This is a genomic window from Aeromonas sp. INTO2 (assembly GCF_049860605.1).
In the GTDB taxonomy this organism is placed as follows: domain Bacteria; phylum Pseudomonadota; class Gammaproteobacteria; order Enterobacterales; family Aeromonadaceae; genus Aeromonas; species Aeromonas caviae.
On the sequence record NZ_CP187588.1, the window covers coordinates 2,954,945 to 2,980,515 of the forward strand.

Below are 25,571 nucleotides of genomic sequence, written 5' to 3' on the forward strand. Positions count from 1 at the left end.
GAGTGAAGACATCAAGCGTGACAAGTCAAATCAAACTGATTGTCGGGCTGGGTAATCCCGGCCCCGAATATGCCAAGACCCGCCATAATGCGGGCGCCTGGTATGTGGAGCAACTGGCACGCTGGCACAATGTCAGCCTGCGCGAAGAGCCCAAGTTCTTCGGCCACACCGCCCGCTTCCTGGTGGACGGGCAGGATGTGCGGCTGCTTATCCCGAACACCTACATGAATCTCTCCGGCAAGGCCGTGGCGGCGCTCGCGCGCTTCTACCAGATCGCCCCGGAGGAGATCCTGGTGGCCCACGACGAGCTGGACCTGCCTCCCGGCATCGCCAAGTTCAAGCAAGGGGGCGGTCACGGCGGCCATAACGGCCTCAAGGACATCATCGCCAGGATGGGCAACAACAATAACTTCTTCCGGCTGCGCCTTGGCATCGGCCATCCGGGCGCCAAGGAGCTGGTCGCCGGCTTCGTGCTGACCAAGGCGCCCAGCAGTGAGCAGAGTCTGATCGAGGCCGCGCTGGACGAATCCCTGCGCGCCACCGACATCCTGTTCAAGCAGGACATGACCAAGGCCATGAATCGTCTGCACAGTTTCAAGGCCGAGAAAGTCTAGGCCTTCAGCCTGCATGACCAGGCTGTTCAAGATGACCGGCCCCCTGGCGAGATCCCTCGCCTCGGGGTCAAGCAACACGACACGGGCCGCCCGCGCGGCCCCTTGAAGCATCCATCAACAAGGTAACAATCCATGGGTTTTAAATGCGGTATCGTGGGCCTGCCCAATGTAGGCAAATCCACCCTGTTCAATGCGCTGACCAAGGCCGGCATCGAAGCCGCCAACTTCCCGTTCTGCACCATTGAGCCGAACACGGGTGTGGTCCCCATGCCGGATCCCCGCCTCGACCAGCTGGCGGCCATCATCAATCCGCAGCGTGTCGTGCCGACCACCATGGAGTTCGTGGACATCGCCGGCCTGGTGGCCGGTGCCTCCAAGGGCGAAGGCCTTGGCAACCAGTTCCTGGCCAACATCCGTGAAACCGAAGCCATCGGTCACGTGGTGCGCTGCTTCGAGGACGAGAACATCGTCCACGTGGCGGGCAAGGTCTCCCCGGCCGACGACATCGAGGTGATCAACACCGAGCTGGCCCTCTCCGACCTGGATGCCTGCGAGCGCGCCATCAATCGCCAGTCCAAGCGTGCCAAGGGCGGCGACAAGGATGCCAAGCTGGAAGTGGAAGTGCTGGAGAAGATCAAGGTTGCCCTGGAAAACGGCCAGATGATCCGCGGCATGAAGCTGGACAAGGATGAGCTGGACGCTGTCAGCCACCTCAACTTCCTGACCCTCAAACCCACCATGTACATCGCCAACGTGGCGGAAGATGGCTTCGAGAACAACCCCTACCTGGATCAGGTCCGTGAGATAGCCGCCGCCGAGAACGCCGTTGTCGTGGTCGTCTGCTGCGCCATCGAGGCGGACATCGCCGAGCTGGACGACGAAGACCGCGCCGAGTTCATGGCGGATCTGGGCATCGAGGAGCCGGGCCTGAACCGGGTGATCCGCTCCGGATACGAGCTGCTCAAGTTGCAGACCTACTTCACCGCCGGTGTGAAAGAAGTGCGCGCCTGGACCATTCCCGTAGGTGCCACCGCCCCGCAGGCCGCTGGCAAGATCCACACCGACTTCGAAAAAGGCTTTATTCGCGCCCAGACCATCGCCTTCGACGACTTTATCACCTACAAGGGTGAGCAAGGCGCCAAGGAAGCAGGCAAGATGCGCGCGGAAGGGAAAGACTACATCGTCAAGGATGGCGATATCATGAACTTCCTGTTCAACGTCTAACCCCATGAGAGGCCAGCATTTGCTGGCCTCTTTTTTATCTGGCCAGAGGCGCGATCTGGGTGCGAATGTCGTAAAAAAAACCAGATTGTTGGGCTTTTGCACGACAGCGGCCAATAACTCGCCAAACGCACCCAAATTCGTTTTTTCAAACAAAAAAAGGGTTGACGCCCCAGAGCCAGATACGCATAATTCCGGCCGCACAGTGACGAGGCAACGACTCACTGGAAGCACGGTTGGCTATGTAGCTCAGTTGGTTAGAGCATCGCACTCATAATGCGGGGGTCACAGGTTCGAATCCCGTCATAGCCACCATCTCTAGTTGGGGTATCGCCAAGCGGTAAGGCAGCGGGTTTTGATCTCGCCATCCCTAGGTTCGAATCCTAGTACCCCAGCCATTTTTTGAATGATGTTTGATGGTCTCTGTCAGGCATCGTCATTGGGGTATCGCCAAGCGGTAAGGCAGCGGGTTTTGATCTCGCCATCCCTAGGTTCGAATCCTAGTACCCCAGCCATTTTTCTGTTCTCTTCCACGTTTGTGGTTGACAACAAACGGCTATGTAGCTCAGTTGGTTAGAGCATCGCACTCATAATGCGGGGGTCACAGGTTCGAATCCCGTCATAGCCACCATGTTTGAAAAACGTTCCTTCAATCATCCGATTGCAAAGAACACTGTTGGGGCATCGCCAAGCGGTAAGGCAGCGGGTTTTGATCTCGCCATACCTAGGTTCGAATCCTAGTGCCCCAGCCATTTTTGCTTGTATTCGACGCAAGTCGTGCACAAGACGGCTATGTAGCTCAGTTGGTTAGAGCATCGCACTCATAATGCGGGGGTCACAGGTTCGAATCCCGTCATAGCCACCATTATTCTTGCGGAAGTGGCGAAATTGGTAGACGCACCAGATTTAGGTTCTGGCGCCCTAGGCGTGAGAGTTCGAGTCTCTCCTTCCGCACCATCGAAAGCAGTACCAAACAGACCAGCTCAGGCTGGTTTTTTTGTATCCGGCGTTTGCCGCTCTTCTTCCCCTCTCCACGCTATCGCGCGCCAGCAACGCCACCTCATGTATCAACGGCTAAGCCTTGTGTTCTCCTCTGCGACGGCGCAATGCCCTGCTCCCGCGTGATGCCGCCCTTTTCATCTCGCAGAGCACTGCGGGCAATAAAAAGGCGGCCCGCAGGCCGCCATATCGTTTGCTGTCGTCAGAACGGGAAGAACCAGGGGATGGCGATGACGCTCACCACCATCACCAGCAAGGTGAAGGGCACGCCGATGCGCACGAAGTCCATGAACTTGTAGTTGCCCGGGCCCAGCACCAGGGTGTTGACCGGCGACGAGACCGGCGTCATGAAGGCTGCCGAGGCGGCGATGGCGATGGTCATGGCAAAGGGATAAGGCGACACCCCCATCTGATGGGCCGTCCCCAGCGCGATGGGCGCCATCAGCACCGCCGTCGCCGTGTTGGAGATGAAGAGCCCGATGACGGCACAGAGCGCGAAGAGGCTGGCCAGCATCACCCTGGGGCCCATCTCCCCCACTGCCGAGATGAGCGCGCCGACGATGAGATCCACCCCGCCGGTCTGCTGCAATGCAAGGGCAAAGGGCAACATGCCCACGATGAGGATCAGGGTCGGCCAGTGGATGGACTTGTAGGCACTCTCCAGATCGATGCAGCGGAACTTACCCATCAGCAGGCAGGCGATGAGCGCCGCGATCACGTTGGGCACGGGATCCGTCACCATCAGTACTATCATGACCCCGAGGGCAATCAGGGCGTGAATGGCCTGGCTGCGGGCCGGTGCCATCTCGTCCACTTCCGCAGGCAGGCCCAGCAGCAGAAAATCGCGATGATGGGTCTGCAACTGACGAATGAGGCTCCAGTTCCCCACCACAAGCAGGGTATCCCCCATCTGCAGCGCCTCGTCCACCAGCTTGCCGGTCAGCGCCTCTCCATCCCGGCGGATCCCCACCACGCTCAGACCGTAACGGGAACGGAAGGTCACCTCGCGGATGCTCTTGCCGAGCAGCCGGGAGCCGGGGATGAGGGAGACCTCCGCCATGCCCACCTCCCGCGCCTGATCGGAGAAGTATTCGCCGCGCAATATCATGGGCTCGAGCCGCGCCTCGCTGCAAAACTCCCGCACATCCACCTCGGGATCCGACATGTCGATGAGCAGCACGTCCTTGGCCTGGAACTCGGTCACCCCGGTGACACTGACCATCACCCGCCTGAACTTGCGCCAGCGCTCCATCCCGATGACGTTGGCCCCGAAGCGGGCACGCAATTGCAGCTCGTCCAGGGTCTGGCCGATCAGGGGGGAGTCGGGCCGGATCGCCAGTCGGCGTGCTCGCCCCGCCAGCCGGTAGTCACGGATGAGATCCCGCATGGTGCTGCGTCCCATCTGCTTGCCCTTGCCCTCCTCTCCTTCACGCACCAGGGAGGTGCGCATCAGCAGCATGTAGAGGATCCCCATCCCCAGAATGATGACCCCCATGGGGGTAAAACCGAAGAAGCCGAACCCCTGGATGTCGTGCCGCATCAGTTCACTGTTCACCACCATGTTGGGAGGGGTTGCCACCAGCGTCATCATGCCGCTGATAAGGCCGGCAAAGCCGAGCGGCATCATCAGTCTGCCCGCCGGGATCCCCATCCGGTTCGCCACGCTCAGCACCACGGGGATGAAGATGGCCACCACCCCGGTCGAACTCATCACGGCCCCCAGGGTCGCCACCGCCACCATCAGCAGCACCAGCATGCGGGTTTCGCTGCTGCCGGCCACCTTCACCAGGGCATCTCCCACCTGATAGGCGATGCCGGTACGCACCAGCCCCTCCCCCACCACGAACAGGGCGGCAATCAGAATGACGTTGGGATCACTGAATCCTGCCAGCGCCTGCGGCAGGGTCAGGGTGCCGCTCAACACGAACAGGATGATGATCAACAAGGCGACCACGTCCATGCGTACCTTGTTGGTAATAAACAGGAGAATGGCACCCACCAGCATGCTGAGCACCCAGATCAACTCGGAATTCACACTTGCTCCTTTTGTTCAACGTCAACCACGGCCGGCCCCGGACGCCATCAGACCACAGAGCCCGTCCCCCTGATTTGTTACATATCAAGAAAGAGGAGGCCGCATCATCTCACATTCAGGTTCAGTTGCGGCCATTTTACCGGACCGTGAACGCAGTCGGTCGCCCTTCACATGTCGGGGTAAAAAGTGCTGCACGCTCCCCCCGCCCCTCCTAAAATGGGCCCGCCGCGGCCTGAGCCGCCCTCTCACCCCTTGCCCTTCGGAGACGACATGACCCAGCACACCCCGGCCTACCCGGCATTCACCTTCTTCAGCCGCTTTGTCGCCGACATCCAGGCTGGCCGAAAGACCATCACCATCCGCGACGAGAGCGAGGCAAACTGGCAGCCCGGCCAGCGCCTGGCCCTGTTCACCAACCCGGAACACCAGCCTTTTGGCACCATTGAAGTCATCTCGGTCAAGGCGGTCGCCTTCGAGGCGCTGAGCGACGAGCACGCCCGTCAGGAGAACATGACCCTCCCCGAGCTTAAAGATGTGATCCGCGATATCTACCCCGCACTGCCGCCCCTCTATGTGATTGAATTCGTGCTGATTGAAGCCTGATTTTGTGAGCTGCCTCAGCTAACGCCGGTTGCGCTCACGGGCCAAAAGCGCACAATGACTGTTTTTATATACAGTCATTGGTGTCTTATGGAAAAACAACTCGAACCGGCCATCGCAGCCATGGTGGCAGACTTCATCGCCGCAGGTCGTCCCAAGGCGAGCCAGCTGAGCTGGCAGGCGCGCCGTGACGGCTACCTAGCCTCTGCCCTGTTGGGCGGTGAGCGGGAAGAGGTGGGCGCCATCGAGGAGTGGCAGGCCGATCACCACGCCATCCGCTGCTATCGGCCCGCAGACAAACCGGACCCCGCGTATCCGGTGCTGATCTATTTTCACGGCGGCTGTTTTGTCAGCGGGGATTTCGAGACCCACGATCGCCAGATGCGGATGCTGTGCAACCGGGCCAGCGCCCTGATCTTCGCCGTACACACCCGCCTCGCCCCGGAACACACCTATCCTGCGGCTCACGACGATGCGCTGGCCGCCACGCGGGCCATCATGGCCGAGGTGGAGAAATGGCATGGGGATCCGGCACGTCTCGCCATTGCCGGCGACAGCGCAGGGGGTCATCTCGCCCTGATCACCACCTTGCGGCTCAAGGCTGCCAACGCCCCCTTGCCCAAGGCCCTGCTGCTTCTCTATCCCATGCTGGATGCCCTCTGCGAGAGCCAAAGCTACCGCGATCTCGGTGACGACTACCTCATCACCCGGGACATGCTCGCAAGCGGTTTTCACGCCTACCTGGGCAGCCTGCCCCCCTGTCATCCCGAAGCCAGCCCGCTCCACCATCCCGCCCTGTCAGGATTGCCGCCGACCCATATCGTCACGGCGGAATATGATCCGCTGCGCGACGAAGGGGAAGCCCTGTATGGCAAGCTGGTGCAGGCTGGCGTCGATGCCACTTGCCAGCGGCAGCATGGCATCATTCATGGCTACTTCCAACTGGCAGCCATCAGCCCTGCCGCTCGTCAGCTCATCGACCAGATAGCCATGATGCTCAGAAGACTCTGAGTTGGAACCGGCCCCCAAGCCGTGTTAAAAGTGTCTCTTTTGAATCAGGGAGGTAACCCGCGTGTTCGAGATAGCGAGCCTGAAAGAGGGCATGATGCACGGGGTGGAGCTGTTCCAGCTGCTGCTGGAGATCATCTCCATCGCCTGCGTGGTCATCGGCCTTGGCAAGACCCTCTGGCTGGCGGCCAGAGTGCGGGATCACGAGCCCGGCTTTCCCCGTATCCGCCTCTGCTTCGGCAGCTGGCTCATCCTGGCGCTGGAGTTCCAGCTCGCCGCCGACATCCTGGCCACCACGGTGGCACCGAGCAAGGAGGAGCTGGTGCGCCTCGCCATCATCGCGGTCATCCGCACCTTCCTGAACTACTTCCTCGGCAAGGAACTCGATGCTCAGGCCGAGCGCCAGCAACCCGAGCCTGTCAGGTCACCTTCCCGCCCCGACGCCCGATGAGTGGGCTGAGTGGCACAAGGCCCCGACGCCCGATGAGTGGGCTGAGTGGCACAAGGCCACGACACGGAAGGAAAGGCACCTGCCTGATCCCATGAAGAGGGCTCCCCGCGGGGAGCCCTCTTTGTATCCGATAGCAACTATCAGACGTGCTTGCTGGCCAGCTCGTGGCGCTTCAATGCCAGCAAGGTGACCAGCAGGGCGGCGGTGGCGATCAGCGCCATGCCGATATAGGTGGCGCTGAAACCGGGTGCCAGTTCGGCCGGGCTCAGGCTGGCCAGATTGGGGCTGCTGCCTGCTGGCAGGGCGGCATGGAACAACACAGCGCAGATGGCGACACCGACCGCCCCACCCAGCTCCCGGCCGAAGTTGAACAGGGACATGCCGATGCCGCGATCTTCCCGCGGCAGGGCATTTTGCACCACCACCGACAGCGCCGGCAGCACCAGACCAAGGCCGATACCGGCAAACCCCAGTCCCAGCCTGGCCCAGACGTCGAAGTGGATCTGCCACAGGGCCAGCGCTGCCAGGGCAAAACCTGCCACCACGAAACGCTTGTAGTGACCGGTACGACCGATGAGCTTGCCTCCGACGAAGGCCCCTGCCGTGATGCAGACCATGAAGATCACCATGATCCCGCCACTGTCACTGGCACTCATCCCCTTTTGCCACTGCATCTGCAGCGGCAGATAGACCAGCACGGCGAACATCAGCAGCTGGGAGGCCAGTGCCAGCAGCACGCTCACCAGATAACCCGACAGGCGCACCAGGTGGGCTGGCAGTATGGGGTCGTGCGCCCGCCGCTCAGCCAGGACGAGCAGCAACAGGGCAACCCCCAGCGCAGCCGCGAGCCAGACGGCGGGCAAGGCCGCTTCCGGCGAGAGCAGCAACAGGGTGAGGGTGGTGACCGTAATGAGCAGTGCCGCTCCCTTCCAGTCGAAGCGGCTGTGGCGACGCACATTGAGGTGACCCAGATTGCGGTTCACCAGCCAGAGGGCGATAGCGCCGAGCGGCAAATTGATCCAGAAGATCCAGCGCCAGCTGAGCTGCTCGGTAAAATAGCCACCGAGCAGCGGGCCTGCGATGCTGGAGACTGCATAGACCGCCGAGATATACCCCTGATACTTGCCCACCTCCCGTGGCGGAATACAGTCGGCGATCACGGTGAAGGCGAGCGCGATCAGCCCCCCGCCCCCCAACCCTTGCAGCACGCGGGCGGCCAGCAGGGTCGGCAGATCCTGGGCCAGGGCGCAGGCCACGGATCCCGCCAGAAACAGGCCGATACCGATGTTGAGCATGCGTACCCGGCCGAACATGTCGCTCAACTTGCCATAGATGGGCAGGGCCGCAGTGGCCGCCAGTAGATAGGCGGTCACGACCCAGGTGAGGGCGGCACCGGCGTTCAGCTCAACCCCTATGATGGGCAAGGGCGTGGTGACGATGCTCTTTTCCAGTGAGCCCAGGGCGATCACCAGGGCCACGCTCGAGAAGACGGTTTTGGGGGACATAGGCAGGCTCGCTCATATGAGATATCGGCACAGGGGGTGCAAGGCACATTATTGTCTCATATATCATTAGCCGATGGTCGAAACCACTGCCAACCATGATGAAGGTCGCGACATCTGCGCGCTGGATCTGCTAGGGTGAGTCTTTGCCGAAGAGGACGCCCCCCATGCCCCAGTCATCCCCCTGCGATCATCACCAGAGTGAACAGCCCCGATTCGACGAGTACGACGCCCTGATCTTCGACATGGATGGTACCCTGGTGGACTCCATGCCTCTGCACCTGGATGCCTGGGAAATCACCAGTACCGAGTTCGGCCTGCCGTTTGATCGGGCACAGCTCAACGAGTACGGCGGCATCCCCACCCGCAAGATAGTGACCATGCTGGCAGAGCGGCACGGGATGACCATCGACGTGGAAGCCTTTGCCCGGCGCAAGGTCGCCCTCTACCTGGCACGGATCGACGACGTCCGGGTGTTTCCCGCCATGTGGGAGCTGGTCAGGCAGTACCACGGCAAGGTGCCCATGGGCATAGGCACCGGCTCAACCCGGGAACATGCGGCGCACATCCTGCGTCAGACCGGGCTCGATGCCTTCATCTCCGTGCTGGTGAGTGCCGATGATGTGGTCAATCACAAGCCCCACCCGGACACCTTCCTGAAAGTGGCCGAGCAGCTCGGCGCCAACCCGGCCAACTGCCTGGTGTTTGAAGACACCCGGATAGGCATTCAGGCTGGCAAGGCCGCCGGCATGACCACCTTGCTGGCCACCGAAGGGACGCTGCAACGGGTGTGAGCGGTGCGGGCCCATCCTAACCGACGGACCCGCACCAGCTTACTCGGCCTCATTCTCCCCCTCCTTCCCACCTGCCGGTGCCGGGCCGTCCGGCCGCTCAAATCCCAGATCTGACATGCAGTTGTCAAATTCCGACTCCCCCGGTTTGCCATGCTCCTTGCAGCTCTCAAACGCCGCTTTCATCTCGGCCGACAGCTCGTGCGGAGGCTTGGGCGGGGTACGGCTGCCCTGATCGCCCGCTGCGGCGGTCAGAGTAGTGAGGGAAAACAGCAAAGGCAGAACAATCTTCATGGTATGACTCCAAAACGGGTGGCATACACCGGCACGGTGCGGCGATGGCCCACGGCAGCGGGCGGCATCATGCTAGCGAGTCGCCGCGAACTGATGGGTCAAGAGGAGGTAAAGAGGGTGTCAGATCGGCGTAAATCCATAAAAAAACGCCCCAGGCGGGGCGTTGTTTTCATGGCGGCCATTACATGGCGTTGGTGGATTCGAAGATCTTGTCGGCCGACGCTTCGACGAAGCCAGGGTAGAGCACGCCGTCGGCCTGCGGGTAGCGCAGGGCAAACTCGTAGAAGCAGCTCGGGATGGTGCGCACGCCGTCGCTGAAGGGCACCTCGGCCTTGTCTGCCATGGTGGAGGATTGCTCCAGCATCACCTCGGGATCGCCCTTCACCTCGCCGCCAACGGTGTTGAGCACGAAGCCTGCCGCCTTGAGCGCCGCATTCACCTGCTGGATGGTGTCGAAGTCCTTCAGGCGGTTGATGTTGACGGTGAAGTGGTTGGCACGATAACCCCAGGCGGCCATCCAGGCGGCATACTCGCTCTCTGCCAGCAGGGTCTGGTAGTCGGTGTGGGAGACCTGCCAGGGCGCGCCGGCGTAGAGGAAAGCCGGGGTGTCGGTGAGGTGATCGGGTACCTGATCCACCAGCTTGTGGATGATGGCCTGGGCACCTTCGGAGAGCTCTTCCACCTTCAGCTCGCTGATGAACACCTTGGGCGCATCAGGATCTTTATGCTCGAAGTGTTTGGCATAGAGCTTCTTGGCCTTGAACACATACTCGCCCTTCTCTTCGTACCCCAGGGCACGGAAGTGGGCCGCCAGTTTCTCGAGACCGAGCTTGGGCAGGTTGTAGGTCCGAAACGCCACGTGATCGTTGATGATGGGGGCACCGCCGCCCAGCAGTTGATGAACCTTGTGAGCACTGGGGGTGACCTGAATGTAGTTGTCCCACAGATGGCCAAACAGGGTGTCGATATCCTTTTGCATCTCTCTTTCCTTTGATTGCGGGTACAGACAGGGGCACCTGTTCAGTGCCCCTCTTTTATTTTCTTGTTATCAGAAGGTCAGACCGGGAGACAGCTGATCCGGCATAGCAGCCTTGCTGTCTTCGACGGAGGCGACCGGGTAAGCACAGTAGTCGGCGGCGTAGTAGGCGCTCGCCCTGTGGTTGCCGGAGGCACCGATGCCGCCGAAGGGGGCGGCACTGGAGGCGCCGGTGATGGGCTTGTTCCAGTTGACGATACCGGCACGGATCCGCTTGAAGAAGTGGTTCCAGTCCGCTTCGTTGTCACCGAGCAGACCGGCCGAGAGACCGAAACTGGTGGCGTTCGCCTTCTCGATGGCCACATCGAAGTCGTCGTAGCGAATGAGCTGCAGCAGCGGGCCGAAGTACTCTTCATCCGGCAGCGCACTGACCGCGGTCACGTCGATGATGCCCGGGGAGACAAAGCCGGTGCCCGCTTCCAGGTGCTTGAGGGTAAGCAGGCTTTCGCCACCGAGGCGCTGCAGGTTGGCTTGCGCCTCGACCATGCCGAGTGCGGCCTTCTCGCTGATCATGGCGCCCATGAACGGCTGCTCGGCGGCGTCATAGAGGCCGACCTTGATCTGGCCGACCACCTCCACCAGGCGCTTGACCAGGGCATCGCCCCGCTCGCCGCGCTCGACAAACAGACGGCGCGAGCAGGTGCAGCGCTGGCCGGAGGTAATGAAGGCGGATTGCACGATGGCATGAACGGCGCCGTCGATGTCGCTCACATCTTTCACGATCAGCGGGTTGTTGCCACCCATCTCCAGTGCCAGGATCTTGCCCGGCTGGCCGGCAAACTGCTGATGCAGGAAGTGGCCGGTACGGGAGGAGCCGGTGAAGAAGAGGCCGTCGATGTCCGGATTGCCGGCCAGCGCCTTGCCGGTGTCGACCTCCCCCTGCACCAGGTTGAGCACCCCCTTGGGCAGCCCCGCCTCCTGCCACACCTTGACCATGGCTTCAGCCACCATGGGGGTCAGCTCGGAAGGCTTGAACACGACCGCATTGCCGGCGATGAGCGCCGGCACAATGTGGCCGTTGGGCAGGTGGCCCGGGAAGTTGTAGGGGCCGAACACGGCCACGACGCCATGGGGCTTGTGGCGCACGAACGCCTTGGCGCCCGGCATGGGGTTTTCCACCGTGCCGGTACGCTCGTCATGGGCCCGGATGGAGATGGCAATCTTGCCCTGCATGGCCGCCACTTCGGTGCGGGTCTCCCACAGGGGCTTGCCGGTTTCACGGGCGATGGTCAGGGCCAGCGCCTCCTTGTGCTCGCCGAGCAGGTCGGCATAGCGGCGCACGATGGCAAGGCGCTCTTCAAGGGCCAGATCGGACCAATGGTAGAAGGCCGTGCGGGCCGCCTTGACGGCCGCATCCACCTGGGACTGGCTTGCCGCCTCACCCCGCCAGATCACCTCGTTTTTGGCCGGGTCGATGGATTCGAACGGCTTGCCTTCACCGGCCAGCCACTGGCCATCGATACACTGGACTAAAGACATCATCAATTCACTCCCTGTGGGTACGCAGGCCACCTCGGCAGCCTGTCTCAATGCTGTGCTGCGGGGCGGGTCAATCCAGATCGACGACGCGCACCATGTCGCCATTTTCCACCTTGAGGGCGGCCGCCATCTTGGGCGGAATGATGGCTTCGTGCTTGTCCAGATCGACCCGGATGTTGCCGTAGCAGGCGCGGTATTGCTCGAACCTGGTGTTGCAGATGAGGTAGGTATGGCCGCCGATGGGCTCACCCACCAGCACCGCCAGCTTCTGGCTGCGGCGCACGCTGCGAATGTTCTTCACCTCGCATTCGACGGTGGGGCCGGCGTCGAAGATGTCGACATAACCGCGATTCACGAACCCCTCATCCTGCAGCATCTTGAGGGCAGGCCGGGTCTTTTCGTGGGTCTTGCCGATGACGGCGCGCGCCTCGTTGCTAAGCAGATTGACGTAGATGGGGTACTTGGGCATCAGCTCGGCGATGAAGCGCTTCTTGCCGATGCCGGTCAGATAGTCGACGGTGGGAAAATCCATCGAGAAGAAATGTTTTTGCAGCCACTCGTAGAAGGGGCTGTGGCCGTTGCCATCGGAGACACCACGCATCTCGGCAAAGACGGTACTGTCAAACAGCTCGGGGTGTTCGGCCATGAACAGGAAACGGTGCTTGGAGAGCAGACGGCCGTTGAGCCCCTCGCGGGCGCATTCACGCAGAAACAGGGTGCAGAGCTCGGAGTTGCCGGTGTAGTCGTTGGAGAGGGTGAGGGTTTCCACGACATTGTAGATGCCGAGCTTGGGGGAGGAGTGCACCACCTTGCCGATGTGATAGTTGTAGAACGCCTGGGACAGGCCGACCGCCGCGTCGATGGCGCAGGTACCGACCATCTCCCCGGTCTCCAGATCCTCGGCCACGAAGAAATAGAGGCACTCGCCCTTGCCGGCGGGCTTGTCCAGGAAGGTCTGGGTCGAGGCATCGATCTTGCGTTGCAGCAGCTCGTCGTTGACCGGCAAGGATGTCATGCCGGTGCCGGATTCGATGGCACAGGTCTTGAGGCCGGCGAAGTCGCGCTGCTCGATAGGACGGATAACCAACATAAATGACAACTCCCTTTCATTGACGACAGGTGGGGTCCCGGCTCCTGCCGGGAGGGCTCCCCACCTCAATTTGGATCAGGCGTTGACCACCTGAGCGACCGCTTTCTCGAACCGGGCCAGCCCTTCCTTGATGTCCGCTTCCGGGATCACCAGGGAGGGAGCAAAACGCACCACGTTGGTACCGGCAACCAGCGCCATCAGGCCCTGATCGATGGAGGCCAGCAGGAAGTCGCGGGAGCGGCCCTTGAAGTCATCGTTGAGCACGGCGCCCAGCAGCAGGCCCTTGCCGCGCACTTCGCTGAAGCAGTGGTACTTGGCGTTGATGGCTTCCAGCCCTTCGCGGAACAGCTGCTCGCGCTGCTTGATGCCGCTCAGCACTGCCGGGGTGTTGACCACGTCGATCACCGCCTCGGCCACGGCACACGCCAGCGGGTTGCCGCCGTAGGTGGAGCCGTGAGTGCCCACTTTCAGGTGGGAGGCGATCTCGGTGGTGGTCAGCATGGCCCCGATGGGGAAGCCGCCGCCCAGCGCCTTGGCGCTGGTGAGGATGTCCGGGGTGATGCCCAGACCCATGTAGGCAAACAGCTCGCCGGTACGACCGACACCGGATTGCACCTCGTCATAAACCAGCAGGGCGTTGTGCTTGTCGCACAGCTCGCGCACCCCCTTGGCAAACTCGTCGGTGGGGCTGATGATGCCACCCTCGCCCTGCAGCGGCTCCATCACCACGGCGCAGGTGTTGTCGGAGATGACGGCAGCCAGCTCCTCCAGGTTGTTGTAGGCGACGTGGGTGATGTCGGCAGGCTTGGGACCGAAGCCATCGGAGTAGGCAGCCTGGCCGCCGACGCTGACGGTAAAGAAGGTACGGCCGTGGAAGCCCTGGTGGAAGGCGATGATCTGGGTCTTGTGGGCCCCGAACTTCTCGATGGCGTAGCGGCGGGCCAGCTTGAGGGCCGCTTCGTTCGCTTCGGCACCGGAGTTGCAGAAATAGACCTTCTCGGCGAAGGTGGCGGCGACCAGTTTCTTGGCCAGGCGCAGGGCCGGCTCGTTGGTCATCACGTTGGAGAGGTGCCACAGCTTCTCACCCTGGGATTTCAGGGCCTCGACCAGTTTGGGATGGCAATGGCCCAGGCCATTGACCGCGATCCCGCCCGCGAAATCCACATACTCGCGGCCTTCCTGATCCCAGACACGTGACCCCTCGCCGCGCACCGGGATGATTTTGGCCGGCGCATAGTTGGGAACCATCACTTCATCAAACACTTCACGTGTCACTGCCAACAACTCTGACATATTGCTCTCCTGCTATCTCGCGGCAGAATAATCCACCGCCCAAAAGTTAAATCCGTGTAAACGTGGCGGAATTATCACAGAAAAAAAGTAAAAAGTCTGTAACTTAACCGCCTATAAGGAACAATGTTCGATTGCCTTTGAGATTTTAGGCAACCGCATTGCATAACGGCTCAGGGGGTGTTGGCAAGAGATAATTTGGACAGGGAGGAGGGTGAATAAAGTCTCAGGGAAATTTTTTTTTGCCTCATGACGGTTTTGAGACAGACATCGCAATTTTTTCAGGAAACGGCCAAAAAGTTGGCCAGCAACTGGTGCCCCTGTTCGCTCAAGATGCTTTCCGGATGGAACTGCACTCCCTCCAGCGCCAGTGTTTTATGCCGCAGCCCCATGATCTCGTCCTGGCTGCCGTCGGCATGTTCGCTCCAGGCGGTGACCTCGAAACAGTCGGGCAGCGACGCCGCCTCCACCACCAGAGAATGATAGCGGGTCACCCGCAGCGGGTTGTTGAGCCCCTTGAACACCCCCTCCCCTTTGTGACGGATGAGAGAAGTCTTGCCATGCATCACCTGACGGGCACGCACCACCCGGGCACCAAAGGCCTGTGCCAGCGACTGATGGCCGAGACAGACTCCGAGGATGGGGATCTCGCCTGCAAAACGGGAGATGGCGGCCAAAGAGATGCCCGCCTCGTTTGGCGTGCAGGGGCCGGGAGAGATCACCAGATGGCGGGGGGCAAGCCGGGCTATCTCCTCCAGGCTCAGCTCATCGTTGCGCCTGACCACCACCTCTTGCCCCAGAGCGCCGAAGTATTGCACCAGGTTCCAGGTAAAGGAGTCGTAGTTGTCGATGAGTAGCAGCATGCAAACACCCTGGGAATAAGACAGAGACGGTGAGCGGACAACCCGTTGCGAGCGCGGGCAGACAAACGCCGCGCATTCTGGCATGTCTCTTTGCGTTAATAAACCGGCGATCACCTCACCTGCTGTGTCACCTGCTGTGCAGTCTGTCCGCTCTTCAATGGCGATCCGGGCCTGTCGACCCCACCCGGCGGTGGGCCTGTCCCCGACCGGGCAGCATCAACCGCTCCATGTCAGGATGGCAAGGTAAAAGAGACGGGAGGCGACCGGGAAAAGGGCACAGGACGTGACAGGCAGATGGGAAGGAGTCACCTTGGCAAGGGCTGGCAACGGACCTCAGCGGTCCAGATAGCGGCCCTGTTCCAGTTCCCGTTCCCGCTGGCACTCGGCCAGATAGATGGCAGCCGCGATGGCCGGGGTCTTGTGGTGCTTGTCGATGGCGTTGGAGACCATCAACTGCAAGGTATTGAGGCTCTTGGCCTTGCGAAACTTGCGCAGCCAGTGACCCTTGTCACCCAACTCTTCACTCAGGGTTTGTGATTCGACAGACATGCTTTCTCTTGGGGCAAAGCCCGTGTTTGACATTGGGGAGGTTGCGACAAACCGGAAGGTGTAAAACAAAGAAAGCCAGGCATCCACCCAGCTCTCTTCTACTACACCTTCCCAGTATGTCAGGCTCGAGGAACGAAGCCGACGACATCATATACGCTGATCAGGGTTTTTTCAGCCCTTTCACGCGCCTTTTGTGCGCCAGCCGCCAAAATGGCCTGCAGATGGGCCTCATCCTGACGCAGCTCGCGGAAGCGCGCCTGGATGGGTTCCAGCAAGGCGACCACGGCATCGGCCGTTTCACTCTTGAGGTGGCCGTACATCTTGCCTTCGAAGTGCTGCTCCAGCTCCGGGATGGAGCGGCCGGTCACACCGGACATCAGGGTCAGCAGATTGGAGACCCCCGGCTTGTTTTCGGGATCAAAACGCACCACGGCCGGCTCGTCGGAGTCGGTCATCGCCCGCTTGATCTTCTTGACGATCTGCTTGGGATCTTCCAGCAAGCCGATGAAGTTGGCCTCGTTGTCGTCGGACTTGGACATCTTCTTGGTCGGGTCCTGCAGGCTCATCACCCGGGCCCCTTCGGTCGGAATGAAGGGTTCCGGCAGGGTGAAGACTTCGCCATAGAGGTTGTTGAAGCGGGTGCAGATGTCGCGGGTCAGCTCCAGATGCTGCTTCTGGTCATTGCCAACCGGCACCTGATTGGCCTGATAAAGCAGAATGTCGGCTGCCATCAGCACCGGATAACCGAACAGGCCGACGTTGACGTTGTTCTCGAAACGGGCGGACTTGTCCTTGAACTGGGTCATGCGCGACAGCTCGCCCATCTGGGTGTAGCAGTTCAGGATCCAGCCGAGCTCGGCGTGCTGAGGCACGTGGGACTGGATGAAGACGGTGCTCTTGGCCGGATCGATCCCCACCGCCAGATAGAGGGCGGCTGCGTCTAGGCACGCCTTGCGCAAGGCGGCCGGATCCTGGCGGGTGGTGATGGCGTGCAGATCGACGATGCAATAGAGGCAATCGAAGTCATCCTGCATGCTGACCCACTGACGCAGGGCTCCCATGTAGTTGCCGATGGTCAGCTGGCCCGAGGGTTGGGCACCGCTCAATACGATTGGTTTAGTCATCAGAGTAGTAATCCTTGTTATCCGCCAGCCCGGTCTGGATCAGACCAGCAGGGCGTCGAGTTCGGCAAACTGCTCGCAAACCCAGTCGGGGCGGGAGTCTGCGATAGGGCGGCCATAGTTGTAGCCATAGGTGAGCCCCACCACCTTCATGCCGGCGGCCTGGGCGGCCAGCACGTCATTTTCGGAATCCCCCACCATCAGGGTGCGGGACGGGCTGACACCCAGCTCGTGGCAGGCGTGCAACAGCGGCTCCGGGCTCGGTTTCTTGACGGGTACGCAGTTGCCCCCGAGCCAGAGTGCGAAACAGTCGCTGATGCCGAGGGCCTCCAGAATGGGCTGCACGAAGTGACTCGGTTTGTTGGTCACCACGGCCTGCTGGTAACCCAGCCCCTGCAGACGGCGCAGGCTCCGGGCCACTCCGTCATACATGGCCAGACCTTCCAGCAGACAGGCCTGATAGTGACGGTCGAACAGGGGGCGGGCCTTGGCAAACTGCTCCGGGGCGTCGCGGTAATCGAGAGCCCGCTGGATCAGCTTGTCGGCGCCGTTGCCGACCCAGGTACGCACCACGGACTCGTCGGCCTCGGCCAACCCCAGATCCGCCAGGGTACGGTTGACCGCCAGCGCCAGTTGCGGGGCGCTGTCAATCAGCGTGCCATCCAGATCGAACAGCACCAGGTCAAAGGGGCGATCAGCGACGGACATGGGCAAGCTCCGCGCGCATCTGGTCGATCACCGCCTTGTAATCCGGCTTGCCGAAGATGGCAGAGCCCGCCACGAACATGTCGGCACCCGCCTCGGCAATCTCGCGAATGTTGTCGACCTTGACCCCGCCATCGATTTCCAAGCGAATGTCGCGGCCGCTCTCGTCGATCAGGCGACGCACCTGCCGCAGCTTGTCGAGGGTGCCGGGGATGAAGCTCTGACCGCCAAAGCCCGGGTTGACCGACATCAGCAGGATCACGTCCAGCTTGTCCATTACGTACTCCAGGCAGGTGAGCGGGGTTGCGGGGTTCAGCACCAGACCGGCCTGGCAACCCTGCTCCTTGATGAGGCCCAGGGTGCGATCCACGTGATCGGAGGCTTCCGGGTGGAAGGTGATCAGGCTGGCACCGGCTTTGGCAAAATCAGGCACGATGCGATCCACCGGCTTGACCATCAGGTGCACGTCGATGAGCGCTTCGATGCCGTAATCGCGCAGCGCCTGACAGACCATGGGGCCTATGGTCAGGTTGGGGACATAATGGTTGTCCATCACATCGAAATGGACCACGTCGGCCCCGGCGGCCAGCACCTTGGCCACATCCTCACCCAGACGGGCAAAGTCGGCGGAGAGGATAGAGGGGGCAATCAGAAAGTCTTTCATCAGCGTCATCCATTGGCAGCGTGGCAGAAAAAACGGCGCAATTTTATCGCAAAAGGGCGATGAAAACGACCCGCATCTACAGAACACGCCGCTCCGGCACCATGGCTGGCACACGATGCCAGGCGCGGCTCACGGAATACCAGCGGCAGCATCAGAAATGACAACGGCCCCCTCAGGGACCGTTGTTCACTCAGCCGACGGCAACCAGCTCCGCCTCACCGGGATAATAGCCCTGTTCGGGCTCGATGCCGGGCGGATAGAGCGCCAGCAGCTCGGCCACCTTGTTGCGACCACCGCCGTTGCGGCTGATGGTACGCTTGACCAGGATTTCGTCGAGCCGGGCGCCACGATAGAGCTCGCGGGTCAACTCGATGTCATGGTTGCTGATGAGCACGGGCACCCCTTTATGGGCGGCGGTGTGGCGAGCCAGCCTGGCCAGCAGCGCCTGATCGTCCAGGGTGAAACCGCCTGCCGAATAGGTGGTGAAACTCGCCGTGGTGGAGAGGGGGGCATAGGGCGGATCGCAGTAGATCACCCAGTCTTCCTCTGCACGGGCCATGGCGTCGGCATAGCTTTCGCAGATGAACGTCGCCTTCTGCGCCTTCTCGGCAAACGCCCACAGCTCTTTCTCCGGGAAGTAGGGTTTCTTGTAGGAACCGAAGGGAACGTTGAACCCCCCCTTCTTGTTGTAACGGCACAAGCCGTTGAAACCATGGCGATTCAAAAACAGGAACAACTGAGCCCGTTCAAACCCGGCCGCGGTCTGGTTGAACTGGGTACGCAGCCGATAATAGGCGGTCTTGTGGTTGTGCTCGGCCACGAACAGCTTGCGGGCCTCGCTGATGAAGCTGTCCGGCTGCTGCTTGAGGTGGTTGTAGAGGCCAATGAGATCCGGATTGATGTCGTTTAGCACATAGGCGTCGTAATCCGTGTTGAGAAACACGGATCCCGCCCCTACGAAGGGCTCCAGCAACACACGGCCGGCCGGCAAACGCTCGGCGATCTCTTCGACCAGGGAGTATTTTCCCCCGGCCCATTTTAAAAACGCGCGTGTTTTTTTCATGGAAGTCCGGTGTTGACAAGGCTATGCCCAAAAAAGGGGGGTGATTCTACCCCCTTCCTCGGGTGGCTGGCTATTGCTTCAATTCTTTTTGTATCTGGACGAATGACTTGGGCCAGGGTTGTCCCTTGAGCAAGGCAGGCGACAGCTTGCGAATGGCCGCCTTGGCCTGGGCACTGCTGGCGTAGTCTCCCTGCACCACCACATACCAGGGACTGCCACGGAAGCGGGTCTTGTAAACCCACACCTTGCCCGCCAAGCCATGCTCGGCCACAAAGCTGTCTACTGCCTTGGTATTGCTCGCCCCCATCAACTGGATGCTGTAGTGATTCTTCGGCTTCTTGTTGAGAGTCGCCACCGGCGTCAACGCCACCTTGGCAGCCGGTGCCGCGACCGGTGCTGTCTGCGCGCCACTGGCCGGTTGAGCCTCTGTCCGGGCCGGGACACTGTTCGGGGCCGGATTCTTGACCTGGGCCGTCGTTCCGGTCGGGACCGCACGGGAACCGCTCCCCACCAGCTCATCCACCACGGCCGTGGGCAAGGCGCCGCTGACGTTCGGCTGGTTCATCAATTTCTCGACCACTTCGTCGGAGATGACGACCCGGCGCCCCTCATAGTTGGTTGACTCCGTGGTGACCGTCTCGCTCTCGACCTTCTTGGGCAAGGGCTTGGCATCGGACTGCCAATCGCGGGCAACCTGATTCCCTGACGGGATGGCAGTGGCGCCACTGCTCGTCTGAGTACTCAAGGCCCCGCTCGCCGCACCGACGTTCACAGGATCGCTTGAGACGGGATCGGGCAACGCCGTCCCCTGGGACGGTGCCTGGGCGGGGCCCTGGCCTGCATTGTCGAACAGGGGCAGATAGCTCAGGGCCAGCAACCCGCCCGCCACCAGGGCAAGCACGATCGCTATCTTCTTGACGGGCAACTCGGCCTGACGTTTCTTGGGCCTTCTGTCGGTCATGGTATCCTCCAGTAACTGCATGATGGCTGACGGATGTCCGCCCGCCTCATTCAGGATCTCTTCCACTTTCGGCTTGGGCAAGAGGGCTGTCGGGATCTTGAGCTCTTTGGCCTTCTCATACAAGAAGATACGTTGCTCAGGAGCGCTCAGTGGCGCGACTTCCAGCTCGAGGGCTGGCATGGCCCGTCCCTTGAGGAGCGCCTTCTGGTTGCGACACCAGGCGTCATCACCCGAGAGCAGGATGGCCAGTTTATGAGGAGATGCCAGGGTATCGTTGTGACGACAGAGCGCCCACAACTCCCCCACCAGCTCGGCAGGCAAGGTATCGGCACGTTCGATGATGAGCAGCAGTCTGGCAGGCTTGTCACCCACCATGCGAAAGAAGCTGTCCGCCAGGGCATCCTGCGCGTTGAACAGGGGACGTGCCACCACCTGCTGCAACAGCAGCTGGCGCACATCCGCCATCTTCATGGACGGGCTGCCGATGAGGCTGGCCACCCGCACCGCATCGGGCAGTTGGGCAAGCAGCGACTCGCACAGTGTACCACGGCCACTGCCTGGCTTGCCGGAGAGAAAAACAAAGGGGTGGTTGAACTCGATCAGGTGCAGCAGCCGGTCAACCAACTGCCGCTGAGAAGGCAGTTTGAGCAATTTATTAGTGGTCACGACCAGACTCGATCACCGCCATCAATTGCTCGTCTGTCACATCGGCCACGACCTGGGCCTGTCCGATCCCGATCGGCAGCACCAGCCTCAGTTTGCCTTCCAGCACCTTCTTGTCACGGCGCATATGGCGAATGAAGGCGGCAAAATCCATATCGGACGGTGCCTTGACCGGCAAATCGGCGGCCAACAGCAGATCGCGGACTCGCGCCACCTCTTGCGCCGTCATGTCGCCACGGGCCAGGGCCGTCTCGGCTGCCAGCATGGTTCCCGCCGCCACGGCTTCACCGTGCAGCCAGTTGCCATAACCCTTCTCCGCCTCGATGGCATGGCCGAAGGTATGTCCCAAGTTCAGCAAGGCGCGCACACCGTGCTCGGTCTCGTCCTGACCGACCACATCGGCCTTGATCTCGCAGCAGCGGCGAATGGCATAGGAGAGTGCATCACCGTCGAGGCGCTGCAGGCGGGTCATGTTGGTTTCAAGCCAGGAGAAGAAGGCGGCATCCCAGATGATGCCGTATTTGATCACCTCGGCCATGCCGGCGGCAAATTCCCGGGCAGGCAGGGTCTTGAGGCAGTCGGTATCGATGATCACATGCTTGGGCTGATAGAAGGCACCCACCATGTTCTTGCCGAGGGGATGGTTGACGGCGGTCTTGCCGCCGACGGAAGAGTCAACCTGGGAGAGCAGCGTGGTAGGCACCTGAATAAACGGAATGCCTCGTTGGTAGCTTGCCGCAGCAAAGCCGACAACATCACCTATCACACCGCCCCCCAGAGCGATCAGAGTGGTATCACGACCATGGCTGGTTTCCAGCAGAGCAGACATGATCCGCTCGAAGGTCGCCAGGGTTTTGTAGGCCTCGCCATCGGGCAGGATCAGGTGTTCCACCTGAAAACCGGACAGCAACTGAATGATCTGTTCAAGATACAGGGGCGCGACCACGGTATTGGTCACAATCATGACCCGCTTGCCCTTGATCGTCTGCGCCAGTACCTCGGGGCGTTGCAGCAGACCGGCAGCTATCTCTATCGGGTAGCTGCGTTCACCCAGTTCGACCTTCAACCTTTCCATGGACGTCCTCTAATGAATTACATACCAATCAACTTGACGATTTGATTAGCGACAACTTTGGCACTCTGGTCATCCGTCTGGATGACAAAATCGGCAACCTCTTCGTACAGGGCGTTGCGCTCTTGCGCAAGACGCTCAAGCACTTCACGGGGCGGCTCTTCGGTTTGCAGCAAGGGACGACGCTTGTCTCTCTGGGTTCGCGCCAATTGCTTTTCAATGGTGGTTTCGAGGTAGACCACGATGCCGCGTGCGGAGAGTTTGTTGCGGGTTTCACGGCTCTTGATGGCACCGCCACCCGTTGCCAGCACGATACCCTGCTGTTCGGCGAGCTCACCGATCACCTTCTCTTCGCGGATCCGGAAGCCTTCTTCGCCTTCAACATCGAACACCCAGCCGATATCGGCACCACTGCGGCGCTCAATCTCATGATCTGAGTCGAAAAACTCCATGTGCAGTTGTTCTGCCAGATGTCTACCTATGGTGCTCTTGCCCGCACCCATGGGACCTATCAGGAAAATATTGCGTTTCTCAGCCATGTCTTTTCGTTAGTAATTACAAACTGTATGGCCCCGGTAAACACTCGACCGGGGTACCTATGAACCTTATCTTGCGATGGATCAGGAGGGGGATTATCTCAGTAGAAACCAGGACTGGCAACCGCAGCCCTTACGCCCCAGCCTCATCGGGGCGTAAGGTTATATGTGTTTTACTCTCACAAGTAAAGTTTTCAGAGGGCGTCGGTCACTATCCTCGGGGTCACGAAGATCAGCAGTTCACGCTTCTTGTTTTCACTGGTGGTTTTCTTGAACAGATAGCCCAACCCGGGGATATCCCCCAGCAGCGGCACCTTGCTGACATCACTCTTGATGGTCTGTTGATAGATGCCGCCAAGCACCAGAGTTTCACCGTTGTTGACCAACACCTGGGTGGTGATGGACTGGGCGTTGATGGACACCGCATCCCCGGTTCCGGTCGGCACGGTTTCACCCTTGGTATCCTGAGTCACGGTCAAGTCCAGGATCACCCTGTTGTCCGGGGTGATCTGCGGTGTGACCTTGAGGCTCAGCACCGCCTTCTTGAAGGTGACCGAGGTCGCCCCGCTCGAAGAGGACTCCACATAGGGGATCTCGGTCCCCTGCTCGATCAGGGCCGGCTTCTGGTTGGCCGTGGTGACACGCGGACTGGCGATGATCTCGGCCTTGCTCTCCTTTTCCAGAGCCGAGAGTTCAAGATCCAAAAGGGTGCCATTGGCAAGACGGGCAACCTGGAACGCCAGGGTGCCGGCCGCGTTGGTCACCGGCAGGTTGACGTTGAGTCTGTCTTCTACGTTGGGGCGAGTGATGGTGGAACTGCCATCATTGTTTCCGGCGCCATCATTACCCTCTATGGTGCCCGAGGTGCCGTTGCCATGACCGTCTGTCTTGGTCACCCCCCAGCGCACCCCCAGTGCCTCATCGAAACCATCATCAATGGTCACCATGCGCGCCTCGATCACCACCTGCTTGACCGGGATATCGAGGATATCCAGCATCCGCTTGACGTTGCTGATGACATCCGCCGTGTCCTTGACCACCAGCACGTTGGTACGTTCATCCACGCTGACCGCCCCTCTGGGGGAGAGCAGCTTGGTACTCTCGGAGGAGAGCAGGGCCGCCACTTCCGATGCCTTGGCATAGTTGATCTGCAGATACTCGGTGTAGAGGGGAGCGAGATCCGCCACCTGGTTGCGGCTCTCCATCTGCTGTTTCTCGCGAGCGGCAATCTCGTCCGCCGGCGCCACCAGCAGGATGTTGTTGTCCAGCCGTTTGTCCAGCCCTCTGACCTTGAGGATGATGTCCAGCGCCTGCTCCCAGGGCACGCCATCGAGACGCAGCGTGATGTTGCCGGAGACCGAGTCCGTGGTCACCAGGTTCAGATTGTTGAAATCGGCGATGATCTGCAACACGGTACGAACAGGAATATCCTGGAAGTTCAATGAGATGGGTTTTCCTTGGTACTGCTTCGCCGCCGTGGTGGCCACCCGTTTTTTCACCTCGATGATGAACATCTTGTCGGCCTGATCGTAACGGTAGTCAAACTGGCCGTTCACCGAGAGCTCAAACAGGGTGTCATTGCCCTGGCGGAACACCTCCACCTGGGAGACCGGGGTAGCAAAGTCCTGCACATTGATGAGGTTGAGCTGATCATCAGGCACCCGGGTACCGTGGAACTTGGCCAGCACTTTCTGACCACGGCTGCTGACATCCACCGCCGCCGAACTGTTGTCCAGCGTCACGAGGAACTCCCCCTGCCCCTCCTTGCCACGACGAAAATCCACGCCCTTGACCGAGTTGAAGTAGGCGCCACCCATGTTTGCCTGAGACACGGACAACACCGGCTTGCCGGGGGCAACGGGCGAAGGAGCCACAGTAGGTGTGGAAGCCATGGCAGGCTGAGCCTGATACTGGGACTGGTTCTGGGCAACTCGCTGGGTGTCAATCAATGCAGACTGAGTCACCGGCTGGCTTCTGACGAGCGCAGACTGGCTGGCTGCAACAGGCGCCGCCGAGGAAGCGACCGGCTGCCCAGCCTTGTCTCCCAGCGCCACCAGCAATTTATTGCCCTGCTGATGGACCTGATAGGGGGTGAGCTGATCGAGGGCGATCTTGATGTCGAGCCCCTGCCCCTTCCCCTCCACCAGGAGGTTGTTCACCCCTTGCTGCTTGATGGGCAGGGGATTGACCGTCAGGGCACCGATGGCCCCGGGTACGTGCAGCAGAAGCTGATTGGGTTCATAGGTCAACCTGTCCGTAAAACCGCTGACCGGTTCGCTGAAGCTGAGCTCCAGCAGGAGTTGATCGGCCAGCAGGGGATTCACCTTGACCTCCTGCAACGCGGGTACTGCCCACACCTGAGTGCATCCGCCCAGCCACAGCAGCGCCACACCGGTCATCCTTCTTATTGTTGTTCTCATCTCTGCTCATCCCTGATCATAGTTTTGCGTCGAGATTGGCCATGGCCAGCTGGGTTTCTCGGGTGACCCAGCATCCTTTGCCATCCGGTACCGTCTCCATCAAGTCAACATGCGTGTTCGTTATCTTGATGACCCTGCCCTGATCCAGCCCCATGTGCTGATTGAGCCCGACGCGCACGGCTTGCCCGTCCGGGGTTTTGATCAATGCCCACAACTGCCCCTGCTTGCCGATGGAGCCTTTCATGCTCAGGCTGGCAAGCGAGTAGCGTTCCAGCACCTCCTTTTCCCGATTGGCCACTATCTGGGCACAGTCCGGCTTGGCCTTGGCATCCAGCCTGGAACTGGTTTCCGGCTGGGGTGCAATGAACGGACTGCGTTGATCGCTGCGTTGATAGACCATGGGAGAGAAGGGCTTTATCTCCGGCAAAGATTCGATCGGTACCGGCTTTCTGGCCTTGGTCTGTTTGACATACTCATCCATGTCCTCCTGTCCCCCACAGGCCGTCAACAGCAGCGCCGACAAGAGAAGTACGCCCGCTCTCAT

Annotated in this window: 24 protein-coding genes and 7 tRNA genes; 13 read left to right on the plus strand and 18 right to left on the minus strand. The window is 60.7% G+C overall.

All coding sequences use genetic code 11. The features are described 5' to 3' along the window. The first annotated feature begins 17 nt into the window (after positions 1-17). From pth to ACPW74_RS13915, 9 genes are all read left to right on the plus strand, one after another. On the plus strand, positions 18-614 hold the full coding sequence (pth, locus tag ACPW74_RS13875) for an aminoacyl-tRNA hydrolase (protein ID WP_041215615.1): 597 nt from the start codon (positions 18-20) through the stop codon (positions 612-614). Positions 615-746: 132 nt separating this feature from the next. Beyond that, positions 747-1,838, plus strand: a complete 1,092-nt coding sequence (gene ychF / locus ACPW74_RS13880) for a redox-regulated ATPase YchF (RefSeq protein ID WP_010673843.1) — start codon at positions 747-749, stop codon at positions 1,836-1,838. A gap of 235 nt (positions 1,839-2,073) precedes the next feature. After that, positions 2,074-2,150, plus strand: a tRNA-Met gene (locus tag ACPW74_RS13885). A gap of 8 nt (positions 2,151-2,158) precedes the next feature. After that, positions 2,159-2,233 (plus strand) — tRNA-Gln (locus tag ACPW74_RS13890). A 42-nt stretch (positions 2,234-2,275) separates the two neighbouring features. Next, positions 2,276-2,350 (plus strand) — tRNA-Gln (locus ACPW74_RS13895). 39 nt (positions 2,351-2,389) lie between these two features. Further along, positions 2,390-2,466: transfer RNA gene (locus tag ACPW74_RS13900), tRNA-Met, on the plus strand. A 46-nt stretch (positions 2,467-2,512) separates the two neighbouring features. Beyond that, positions 2,513-2,587: transfer RNA gene (locus ACPW74_RS13905), tRNA-Gln, on the plus strand. A gap of 36 nt (positions 2,588-2,623) precedes the next feature. Beyond that, positions 2,624-2,700: transfer RNA gene (locus ACPW74_RS13910), tRNA-Met, on the plus strand. Positions 2,701-2,708: 8 nt separating this feature from the next. Next, positions 2,709-2,792 (plus strand) — tRNA-Leu (locus tag ACPW74_RS13915). 244 nt (positions 2,793-3,036) lie between these two features. Here the strand turns inward: ACPW74_RS13915 and ACPW74_RS13920 are convergent. Next, entirely contained in the window at positions 3,037-4,869 is a 1,833-nt protein-coding gene (locus ACPW74_RS13920; protein WP_042878180.1) for an SLC13 family permease, read from the minus strand. Positions 4,870-5,139: 270 nt separating this feature from the next. Between ACPW74_RS13920 and yqfB the strand changes: the two genes are divergently transcribed. The 3 genes from yqfB (at position 5,140) to ACPW74_RS13935 (ending at position 6,928) form a co-directional block, all read left to right on the plus strand. After that, a complete protein-coding gene (yqfB, locus tag ACPW74_RS13925; RefSeq protein ID WP_041215617.1) occupies positions 5,140-5,472 on the plus strand; it encodes a N(4)-acetylcytidine aminohydrolase in 333 nt (110 codons plus the stop codon). An 87-nt stretch (positions 5,473-5,559) separates the two neighbouring features. Continuing rightward, on the plus strand, positions 5,560-6,480 hold the full coding sequence (locus ACPW74_RS13930) for an alpha/beta hydrolase (RefSeq protein WP_202042887.1): 921 nt from the start codon (positions 5,560-5,562) through the stop codon (positions 6,478-6,480). 61 nt (positions 6,481-6,541) lie between these two features. Then, positions 6,542-6,928 (plus strand): DUF1622 domain-containing protein, encoded by a 387-nt coding sequence (locus tag ACPW74_RS13935; RefSeq protein WP_010673839.1) that lies wholly within the window; start codon positions 6,542-6,544, stop codon positions 6,926-6,928. A gap of 140 nt (positions 6,929-7,068) precedes the next feature. On the opposite strand, the gene ACPW74_RS13940 is transcribed toward ACPW74_RS13935, so the two are convergent. Then, entirely contained in the window at positions 7,069-8,433 is a 1,365-nt protein-coding gene (locus tag ACPW74_RS13940) for an MDR family MFS transporter (RefSeq protein ID WP_319892731.1), read from the minus strand. A gap of 164 nt (positions 8,434-8,597) precedes the next feature. Between ACPW74_RS13940 and ACPW74_RS13945 the strand changes: the two genes are divergently transcribed. Continuing rightward, positions 8,598-9,224: an HAD family hydrolase gene (locus tag ACPW74_RS13945; RefSeq protein WP_052814891.1), complete on the plus strand. Its 627-nt coding sequence runs from the start codon at positions 8,598-8,600 to the stop codon at positions 9,222-9,224. A gap of 39 nt (positions 9,225-9,263) precedes the next feature. On the opposite strand, the gene ACPW74_RS13950 is transcribed toward ACPW74_RS13945, so the two are convergent. The 16 genes from ACPW74_RS13950 to ACPW74_RS14025 form a co-directional block, all read right to left on the minus strand. Further along, positions 9,264-9,515: a hypothetical protein gene (locus ACPW74_RS13950; protein WP_039039590.1), complete on the minus strand. Its 252-nt coding sequence runs from the start codon at positions 9,513-9,515 to the stop codon at positions 9,264-9,266. 181 nt (positions 9,516-9,696) lie between these two features. After that, the gene (locus ACPW74_RS13955; protein WP_039039589.1) at positions 9,697-10,494 is read right to left on the minus strand and encodes a DUF1338 domain-containing protein; all 798 of its coding nucleotides are present in this window, start codon (positions 10,492-10,494) and stop codon (positions 9,697-9,699) included. A 69-nt stretch (positions 10,495-10,563) separates the two neighbouring features. Beyond that, positions 10,564-12,033, minus strand: a complete 1,470-nt coding sequence (gene astD / locus ACPW74_RS13960) for a succinylglutamate-semialdehyde dehydrogenase (protein WP_425858218.1) — start codon at positions 12,031-12,033, stop codon at positions 10,564-10,566. A 67-nt stretch (positions 12,034-12,100) separates the two neighbouring features. Continuing rightward, positions 12,101-13,120, minus strand: a complete 1,020-nt coding sequence (astA, locus tag ACPW74_RS13965) for an arginine N-succinyltransferase (protein WP_039039587.1) — start codon at positions 13,118-13,120, stop codon at positions 12,101-12,103. Between the two features lie 75 nt (positions 13,121-13,195). Beyond that, complete coding sequence (locus tag ACPW74_RS13970) at positions 13,196-14,413, minus strand: aspartate aminotransferase family protein (RefSeq protein WP_039039586.1); 1,218 nt, start codon at positions 14,411-14,413, stop codon at positions 13,196-13,198. Between the two features lie 278 nt (positions 14,414-14,691). Beyond that, positions 14,692-15,273: an aminodeoxychorismate synthase component II gene (locus ACPW74_RS13975; protein ID WP_041215622.1), complete on the minus strand. Its 582-nt coding sequence runs from the start codon at positions 15,271-15,273 to the stop codon at positions 14,692-14,694. Positions 15,274-15,606: 333 nt separating this feature from the next. Further along, a complete protein-coding gene (locus ACPW74_RS13980; RefSeq protein ID WP_010673831.1) occupies positions 15,607-15,822 on the minus strand; it encodes a hypothetical protein in 216 nt (71 codons plus the stop codon). Between the two features lie 119 nt (positions 15,823-15,941). Next, a complete protein-coding gene (gene trpS, locus ACPW74_RS13985) occupies positions 15,942-16,946 on the minus strand; it encodes a tryptophan--tRNA ligase (protein WP_010673830.1) in 1,005 nt (334 codons plus the stop codon). A 39-nt stretch (positions 16,947-16,985) separates the two neighbouring features. Continuing rightward, complete coding sequence (locus ACPW74_RS13990; protein ID WP_052814888.1) at positions 16,986-17,651, minus strand: phosphoglycolate phosphatase; 666 nt, start codon at positions 17,649-17,651, stop codon at positions 16,986-16,988. Further along, the gene (gene rpe, locus ACPW74_RS13995) at positions 17,638-18,312 is read right to left on the minus strand and encodes a ribulose-phosphate 3-epimerase (RefSeq protein WP_010673828.1); all 675 of its coding nucleotides are present in this window, start codon (positions 18,310-18,312) and stop codon (positions 17,638-17,640) included. Before rpe ends, ACPW74_RS13990 begins: the two co-directional genes overlap by 14 nt. A 190-nt stretch (positions 18,313-18,502) precedes the next feature. Beyond that, on the minus strand, positions 18,503-19,375 hold the full coding sequence (locus ACPW74_RS14000; protein ID WP_029314124.1) for a Dam family site-specific DNA-(adenine-N6)-methyltransferase: 873 nt from the start codon (positions 19,373-19,375) through the stop codon (positions 18,503-18,505). 70 nt (positions 19,376-19,445) lie between these two features. Next, entirely contained in the window at positions 19,446-21,002 is a 1,557-nt protein-coding gene (locus ACPW74_RS14005; protein ID WP_425858220.1) for an SPOR domain-containing protein, read from the minus strand. After that, positions 20,992-22,074, minus strand: a complete 1,083-nt coding sequence (gene aroB / locus ACPW74_RS14010) for a 3-dehydroquinate synthase (protein WP_039039582.1) — start codon at positions 22,072-22,074, stop codon at positions 20,992-20,994. The genes ACPW74_RS14005 and aroB overlap by 11 nt, the downstream gene beginning before the upstream one ends. Positions 22,075-22,091: 17 nt before the next feature. Then, positions 22,092-22,610 (minus strand): shikimate kinase AroK, encoded by a 519-nt coding sequence (aroK, locus tag ACPW74_RS14015; protein WP_010673824.1) that lies wholly within the window; start codon positions 22,608-22,610, stop codon positions 22,092-22,094. A 191-nt stretch (positions 22,611-22,801) separates the two neighbouring features. Then, positions 22,802-25,027: a type IV pilus secretin PilQ gene (locus tag ACPW74_RS14020; protein WP_052814886.1), complete on the minus strand. Its 2,226-nt coding sequence runs from the start codon at positions 25,025-25,027 to the stop codon at positions 22,802-22,804. 16 nt (positions 25,028-25,043) lie between these two features. Then, positions 25,044-25,571 carry a pilus assembly protein PilP gene (locus ACPW74_RS14025; protein ID WP_029314119.1) on the minus strand — a complete coding sequence of 176 codons (528 nt, stop codon included), beginning with the start codon at positions 25,569-25,571 and terminating at the stop codon, positions 25,044-25,046.